Raw genomic sequence first — 7,859 nt, forward strand, 5'->3', positions numbered from 1 at the left:
TCTTATGTTTTCAGGAATTCCAAGAAGCTCTCTGACATATTCCTCGGCGCTCTTTTCCCTGTTGTGAGCCCTATCCAAAACATGCCCCCAGCAGGCACCAAGACCAAGAGCAGTGGCCGCTAGCTGAATGTGCTCTGCTGCTATGGACGCATCAAACACCCATGACTCACTTATTTCCTCATCACCACATACCGCTATGGCAAGAGGTGCATTTTCCAGAAACCCAAGTCCTCCCCTTGTTTGAGAGAGCCTTTTTATGAGTTCCCTGTCCTCAACAACTATGAAATGCCATGGTCTTCTATTCATGGAACTTGGGGAATAAAAAGCTGCTTCGAGTATTTTCTTGGTATATTCCTCGGGAACCCGCCTCTCAAGAAAGAGTCTTATGCTCCTCCTCTTTTTAACAACCTCAAAAAACTCCATTAGACCACCCCATAAAAGAAAAAAATCAAAGAGAAAATACGTCTTTTACACTGTACTTTGGCTCTCTGGCTCTACCAACTTTAAGCTCCATGTTAAATGCATTAATTACCGTCCCCTCCTTCTCGGCCCAAAGCCCGGAAGGAAGGATCAAAATCTCACCCTCAAGCTCTTCTCTGGGTTTTCCTATAACCACATAAGCCCTTGCCTTAGGAATTCCCTTAACTCCAAGCTTTAGCAGTCCTACCTCATTAACGCCCTCGTGCAGTATGAGGGTAGGAACCTCCAGAGGCTCTGCGGGAGCTTCAATTATTGCCACATCGTAACCTTCCTCAACAAACTCCTTGCCCTTCAGGAGCACCTTCAAATAAGGATACCTCTCAAGATCAGCCTTTAAGAGAACCTTTCTGGCTTTCTGTATGTCCTCAAGCGTGGCGGTGGAAATTCCTTCCTTAACAAAGGCTCCAAGTTTGAAGCCTCTTTCCTCCGCAAGTTTCTTGAAGTAAGCAATCTCCTCATTTGTCAGTTCGGGCGTTAGGATAAGGGCAATATCTTCTTGACCCTCTATGAATGCCTTAGCTTCCTCCCATCCCACGTTCTTACCATTTAAGAGCGGGGATGCGAGATCCTCAGCCCAGGGTCTTCTAAAGCGTCCTATGTCACATATGTGCCCATTATTCCATCCGGCCCTTGAAGAAGCCCTGACCAGCATGTCATTGTACACTTCGATGTTCATTTCACATGCGAGGGAGCATCCATTGCAGACCGTCTTTACAGCTCTCGTTTTCCAGGGGCCTGGCTTTATGAAGGGCAGTTTTTCGCTTATTGCTCCAGTTGGACAGACGTCGATCATATCCCCTATGAAAATACCATTCATATCTCCAAGCGATTCTCCAAGAGGCGGTGAAATCCTAGCCTTGAACCCCCTGAAGAGATAATCCAGGGCTCCCTCCCCGATTATTTCTTGGGTTAAATTGACACATCTGCCGCAAAGAACACACTTGTTGTTGTCCAGAGCAACATTTGGATGTGTGTCGTCAATCTCGAACTTGTTAATCTCTCCTTTGAACCTGTCCTGCTTCGCACCATAGAGTGTGGCATATTCCCTGAGCTTGCATCTGAAGACCTCCATACATCCACAGCTCATACATCTCTTTGCCTCCTCCAGAACTTCCTCTTCTCTTAGAGTCTCCTCAACCTCAATGAATCCCTTAATTCTCTCTTCGACAGGTCTGAGTCTCGTTTTAACCCGCGGTTTCCTCTCTACATGTTCATAGTCCTTCTCCGTCACATCCTTCCAGTGGTTATAGGGCTTCAAATCAAAGAGCACTCTGTAGAGATCATCATCGTTCACAACATCGTTTACATGCTTTGAAGGCTCAAGAAGGACATCTCTTGCTTTTTCAAGCTTACCCTTGAGATATAGGTCTATCATCAGAGCTGCTCTTCTTCCGGTTGCTATGCTTTCTATAACTGTTGAGGGACCCAAAACAAGATCCCCAGCGGCAAAAACTCCTTCAATGTTAGTTTGGAGAGTTATATCATCCACAAGGGCTTTTCCACGCTTTGCCTCAATGCCAAGAGACTTTAAAAAGGTTTCATCACAGTACTGTCCAATGGCGAGGATCACATTGTCAGCCTCAATCAGGAAGTTCGAACCTTCTATTGGTATGGGTCTCCTTCTTCCACTTGCATCGGGCTCTCCAAGCTTCATTTTGATCAATTCAACTTTCTCAACCTTATCCTTCCCATGTATTTTAACGGGATTTGTGAGAAACATGAATTCAACGCCTTCCTCTTCCGCCTCCTCGACTTCCCTCGGATTAGCGGGCATTTCTTCCCTTGAGCGTCTGTAGACAATGGTAACCTTTGCCCCGAGCCTTAGTGCAGTGCGCGCAACGTCCATCGCAGTGTTTCCACCCCCAACGACTATGACGCGTTCGCCAAGCCTTACCTTCTCGCCCATATTGACCTTTCTCAAAAACTCAATTCCCTGCATAACACCATTTAAATCCTCACCATCTATGCCCATCTTTCTGCCCTTCCAAGCTCCAACACCTAAAAAGACCGCGTCATATTTTTCTCTAAGTTCCTCTAATGTAATGTCTTTACCAAGAGCACAGCCAGTTTTTATCTCGATGCCCGTATTGATCACCGTGGCAATGTCCCTGTCCAAGACATCCTTAGGAAGCCTGTAAGGGGGGATTCCATAGCGCATCATTCCACCGAGTTCTGGCATGGCTTCTATTATCGTAACATCATGCCCCATCCTCCTCAAATAGTAGGCACATGATAATCCGGCGGGTCCACCACCAACGACGGCTATTCTCTTTCCTGTTGAAGGGGGTATTTCGGGCATCCATGGACCATTCTCAAGGTCATAATCAGCAGCAAAACGCTTAAGCTGTCTTATTGCGAGAGGCTCGTCCACAAGATTCCTCCGGCATGCATCTTCACAGAAAGCGGGACAAACCCTTCCAAGAACCGCGGGAAGAATGTACTTCTCCTTCATGAGCTTCACGGCTTCATGATACTTGCCCATTGCTATAAGTGCAAGATATCCTTGCACATCACTGTGTGCTGGACATCCATCCTGACAGGGCCCTATACAATCCCCATAGTGATCCGAGAGCATTAACTCAAGGGCGGTTTTTCTCATCTCTATGATCTTCTCATTTAGGGTCTCAACCTCAAGCCCTTCCATGGGTTTAAGGGTGCATGAAGTTGTCACTCCTCTCGGTGTTTCTACGAGACAGAGGCGGCACGAGCCGTATGGGTCAAGCTCGAAATCATAGCACATACCCGGGATATGCTCTCCTTTCTCCCTGAGAACCTGAAGGAGTGTCTTATCTCCGGAAACCTCCATTTCCTTACCATTCACAATGATCCTGACCATTTCAATCACCCTCATAGGCGTCCACTATTTTTATGGCATCGAATCTGCACACATTATAACAGGTTCCACACTTTATGCATGCCTCCTGGTCAATTACGTGAGGCTTAAGTTTCTCCCCGCTTATGGCTTTAACAGGGCAGAATATAGCACATGCCGTGCATCCAGTGCATTTATCCGCTATTATGACGTACTTTATGAGGGGCTTGCACACCTTGGCGGGACATCTCTTATCCTTCACGTGTGCCAGGTACTCATCTCTGAAATAGCGGAGCGTGGTTAAAACGGGATTTGGCGCTGTTTGGCCGAGGCCACACAGAGATCCTGTTTTTACCATAGGAGCAAGTGTTTCGAGCTCCTTTACATCCTCCATCGTCCCTTCACCCTTGGTTATCTTATCCAGGATTTCCCACATCCTCTTCGTCCCGAGACGGCAGAAAGTGCATTTTCCACAGGATTCTTTTACCGTAAAATCCAAGAAAAACTTTGCAACGTCCACCATGCACGTGTCCTCGTCCATGACCACCATTCCACCGCTCCCCATGATTGCACCGGTTGCAGTGACGCTCTCGTAGTCAACGGGCGTATCGAAGAGATACTCAGGAATGCAGCCACCTGAAGGCCCGCCGAGCTGAACAGCCTTAATCTTCTTGCCCGTCTTGGTTCCACCACCAATCTCATATAAAATCTCTCTAAGAGTTATTCCCATGGGAACTTCGACATTTCCTCCGTGTTTTATCTTCCCCGAGAGCGCAAACACCTTGGTTCCCTTGCTTTTCTCTGTGCCCAGAGAAGCATAAGCTTCCCATCCATGCCGGATTATCCATGGAACGTTTGCCCAGGTTTCAACGTTGTTTATGTTGGTCGGTTTTCCAAAGAGACCTTTTTGAGCCGGATAAGGCGGTCTGGGTCTCGGCATTCCCCTCTTGCCTTCAATGGACGCGATTAATGCGGTTTCTTCCCCACAGACAAAGGCTCCTGCTCCCTCTTTAATCTTGATATCAAAGGAAAAACCACTTCCAAGAATGTTCTCACCGAGGAAGCCTTTCTCCCTCGCCTGCTTGAGAGCAATTCTAAGACGCCTTATTGCAAGTGGATACTCCGCTCTTACATAGATGAAACCTTTAGTGGCTCCTATAGCATATGCTCCAATTATCATGCCCTCTATGACGCGGTGTGGATCTCCTTCCAAGACATTCCTGTCCATAAAGGCTCCTGGATCTCCCTCATCGGCGTTGCATACTATGTACTTCTCATCACCCTTCGCCTGCCTGGCGAATTTCCACTTTAATCCTGTGGGGAATCCGGCTCCTCCTCTTCCCCTAAGCCCCGATTTCGTAATTATCTCTATTATCTCCTCAGGCTGCATCTTAAGAGCTTTTTTAAGTCCTTCATAGCCTCTAACGGCGATATACTCATCGATATCTTCGGGGTTTATGTAACCACTGTTTTCCAGAACTATCTTTTTCTGTTTTGAGAAGTAGCCATCAACATCCCACGTCTTCCTCTCACCATTTTCCCACCAGTCCTTCTTCACTATCCACTCATCAATCGGATTCCCCTTTATAACGTGCTCCTCTATGATTTTCGGAACCTTCTTGGAGTCGACATGGCCGTATGTGATTATCTTCTCGTCGGTGATTATATCAACTAACGGCTCCCTGTAGCACATGCCGACACAGCCAACTATCTTGAGCTTGACATCGAGGTTCCTCTTCTCAAGCTCCTTTTTAATTGCTTCATATGTCTCCTTTGCCCCCGCGGCAATGCCACAGGAGTTCATACCGACCGCTATGGCCTTGATTTCAGACATCGAGCTTCCCCTCCTTGAGCTTCTTCATCAGCTTCCTGACCTTCTCGGGCGTGAGTTTGCCGAAGACCTTGTCGTTTATCATTATCACGGGTGCCAGGCTGCAGCAACCAAGGCATGCAACTCTCTCAAGGGTTATGAGACCATCCTCAGTTGTCTGCCCTTCTTCTATCCCCACTTCCTCCTTAATTGCTTGGGAAATGTTGACAGCACCGTTGACGTGACAAGCTGTTCCATGACATATCCTTACCACATATTTGCCCAGAGGTTCGAATCGAAACTGAGCATAGAATGTTGCGACACCATAGACCCGGGTTAAAGGAACTTTTAAATATCTGGAAATTTCTTCTAGAGCTTCTCTTGGAAGATAGCCGAAGTTTTCCTGTGTTTTCTGCAGTAGAGGTATCAGAGAGCTCGGATTCGGCTCATAATTATAGATGTAGTCCAGCTTCAGGTTCATAACCATCACCCACCATCTTCGTACTCTTTATCTACGTCAATGTTTATAAATGTACGCCAAAGTATATGTTTGTAACATTTGGTTGTCCACCATGTGTTTAAAAAATCCTTAAATTCCCCCCTTTTACAAACATAAAATGGAGAACCCTTCGGGTTGGTGGTAACTTTGAGATATGTAAAGCTTCCAGAGGAAAATTTTGAGGAGTTTTTCAAGTCCCTGAAGGGATGGGGCAAGGTATATGGCCCAGTGAAGCAGGGAAACATCCATTCTTTCAAAAAGGTGGATGATCTGGACGAAATTTCCTTAAACTACACTCGAACCATGCTGCCTCCAAAAAAGTTTTTCGTAAAACCCAAGGATGAAATGCTTAAACTCAAAGAAGGCGGGTGGATAGTGGAGAACGAAGTCGAGAAAACAGTCCTCTTTGGAGTTCACTCATGCGATATACACGGGCTTCAGATACTCGATAAGGTCTACCTCAGTGAACCAGAGGATCCATATTACAAGGCAAGGCGTGAAAATACCGTGATAGTTGGAATAAGCTGTATGCCAGATGAATACTGCTTCTGCAAAAGCCTAGGAACAGATTTTGCCATGCACGGCTTTGACTTGTTTTTACATGAGCTTCCCGATGGCTGGCTTGTAAGGGTAGGTAGCGTAAAGGGACACGAGATAGCGTGGGAAAACGAGGAGCTTTTTGAGAACGTGAGCGAAGAAGACTTCCATCACTTTAGAGAATTTGAAGAGAAGAGAGCTAATGCTTTTAAACGATCTTTAAATAAAGAGAGCTTAGCAGATATTCTCGATTTGGCATTTGACAGTCCAGTGTGGAAAAAATATGAGAGAATCTGCCTAGGCTGTGGCAACTGCAATATGGTTTGTCCAACGTGCAGATGCTATGAAGTGTGCGATCTCTGGATAAACGCCTATGAAGCAGTAAGAGTTAGACGTTATGACTCCTGCTTCATGGAAAGCCACGGCTTAGTGGCTGGGGGACATAACTTTAGACCCACGCGCTTAGACAGATTCAGGCACCGCTACTACTGCAAAAACTACTTTGATCCTGAGTCGGGATTCAATTGCGTGGGCTGTGGAAGATGTGACGAGTTCTGTCCAGCTAAGATAGAGCATGTTAAGGTTTTAGATGAAGTTAGGGAGGCGTTAAAATGACGTTCCAAACCCATGACGCAAGGATTTTAGAAGTAAAAGATCTCACGCCAAGGGAAAAGCTCTTCACGCTCCGCTTTGTTGATCCGGAAATCAACAGAAACTTCAAATACAAACCCGGGCAGTTCGTTATAGTTGACATAAGGGGCTTTGGGGAGTTCCCAATAAGCCTCTGCTCCACTCCTACCAGAGAAGGTTATTTCCAGCTCTGTATTAGAAGGGCTGGCAGAATGACGAAGCACATGCACACGCTTAAGGAAGGGGACATAGTCGGAATCCGCGGCCCCTACGGGAACGGCTTCCCTATGGAGGATATGGAGGGTGCAAATCTCGTTCTTGTGGCGGGCGGCCTTGGAATGGCGCCCCTGCGCTCGGTGCTCTGGTATGCCATCGACAGCGGAAAATACGAACACATATACCTCTTCTATGGAACAAAGAGCTATGAGGATATACTCTTCAGGGATGAAATCACGCACCTCCTCAAGCATGGGGAAGCGATGAACTGCACAGCAAAGCTCGCCTACGAGGTGGAGAGCCCCTCCTGCATCTATCTGGAGAAGGGTTACTCACCGAAGGTCTGTCGTGGAGTTGTTACAGACCTCTTCCGTGGGGAGGAATTTGACGTTAACAACACCTACGCCTTAATATGCGGTCCTCCTGTGATGTACAAGTTCGTCATAAGGGAGCTTCTTGATAGAAAATTATCCCCTGGAAGAATTTACATGACCCTTGAGAGACGCATGAGGTGCGGTGTGGGTAAGTGCGGGCACTGCATCGTTGGAACGAGCACATCAATAAAATACGTGTGCAAGGACGGCCCCGTCTTCACATACTGGGATGCCCTATCCACGAGGGGGTTGATATGATGCTTAAGCTTGGTGTTTTTGAGCTGACCGGTTGTGGGGGCTGTGCACTGAACATTCTCTTCCTCTACGAGAAGTTCTTTGACCTGCTCGAATTCTATGAGATAAAAGAATTCCACATGGCTTCAAGCTTTAAAGAGCACGGGAGTTTCGATGTTGCGATAGTAACGGGAAGTGTATCAACCCAGAGGGATTTAAACCTCCTCCATTTTGCAAGAAATCACTCAAACTATCTGATAGCTCTTG

The 7,859-nt window shown here is 46.8% G+C and carries 7 protein-coding genes; 3 read left to right on the forward strand and 4 right to left on the reverse strand.

Going from position 1 to position 7,859, the window contains the following annotated elements; translation table 11 throughout:
* From ACXJGZ_RS08490 to nuoE, 4 genes are all read right to left on the reverse strand, one after another.
* The coding region (locus tag ACXJGZ_RS08490) for a nitroreductase family protein (protein ID WP_456399053.1) at positions 1 to 423 on the reverse strand (423 nt) is incomplete at its 3' end.
* Positions 424 to 448: 25 nt separating this feature from the next.
* Positions 449 to 3,316 carry an NAD(P)-binding protein gene (locus ACXJGZ_RS08495; RefSeq protein WP_456399054.1) on the reverse strand — a complete coding sequence of 956 codons (2,868 nt, stop codon included), beginning with the start codon at positions 3,314 to 3,316 and terminating at the stop codon, positions 449 to 451.
* Position 3,317: 1 nt separating this feature from the next.
* Positions 3,318 to 5,126, reverse strand: a complete 1,809-nt coding sequence (gene nuoF / locus ACXJGZ_RS08500) for an NADH-quinone oxidoreductase subunit NuoF (protein WP_456399055.1) — start codon at positions 5,124 to 5,126, stop codon at positions 3,318 to 3,320.
* Positions 5,119 to 5,583 carry an NADH-quinone oxidoreductase subunit NuoE gene (nuoE, locus tag ACXJGZ_RS08505; protein WP_456326351.1) on the reverse strand — a complete coding sequence of 155 codons (465 nt, stop codon included), beginning with the start codon at positions 5,581 to 5,583 and terminating at the stop codon, positions 5,119 to 5,121. The genes nuoF and nuoE overlap by 8 nt, the downstream gene beginning before the upstream one ends.
* 165 nt (positions 5,584 to 5,748) lie before the next feature.
* Here nuoE and shyB point away from each other — a divergent pair, with 165 nt between their 5' ends.
* The 3 genes from shyB to ACXJGZ_RS08520 all read left to right on the forward strand — a co-directional run.
* Entirely contained in the window at positions 5,749 to 6,753 is a 1,005-nt protein-coding gene (shyB, locus tag ACXJGZ_RS08510) for an NAD(P)-dependent hydrogenase/sulfhydrogenase 2 subunit beta (protein ID WP_456326350.1), read from the forward strand.
* Positions 6,750 to 7,616 (forward strand): NAD(P)-dependent hydrogenase/sulfhydrogenase 2 subunit gamma, encoded by an 867-nt coding sequence (shyC, locus tag ACXJGZ_RS08515; protein WP_456399056.1) that lies wholly within the window; start codon positions 6,750 to 6,752, stop codon positions 7,614 to 7,616. Before shyB ends, shyC begins: the two co-directional genes overlap by 4 nt.
* On the forward strand, positions 7,613 to 7,859 hold a 247-nt coding region (locus ACXJGZ_RS08520; protein WP_456399057.1), incomplete at its 3' end, for an NADH-quinone oxidoreductase subunit B family protein. The genes shyC and ACXJGZ_RS08520, both read left to right, overlap by 4 nt.

It is taken from the genome of Palaeococcus sp. (in: euryarchaeotes) (assembly GCF_053987695.1).

Excerpts from the sequence above, each read along its gene's own strand:
- ACXJGZ_RS08495 (WP_456399054.1), bottom strand. The coding sequence starts at position 3,316 with ATGGTCAGGATCATTGTGAATGGTAAGGAAATGGAGGTTTCCGGAGAT.
- nuoF (WP_456399055.1), bottom strand. The coding sequence starts at position 5,126 with ATGTCTGAAATCAAGGCCATAGCGGTCGGTATGAACTCCTGTGGCATT.
- nuoE (WP_456326351.1), bottom strand. The coding sequence starts at position 5,583 with ATGAACCTGAAGCTGGACTACATCTATAATTATGAGCCGAATCCGAGC.
- shyC (WP_456399056.1), top strand. The coding sequence starts at position 6,750 with ATGACGTTCCAAACCCATGACGCAAGGATTTTAGAAGTAAAAGATCTC.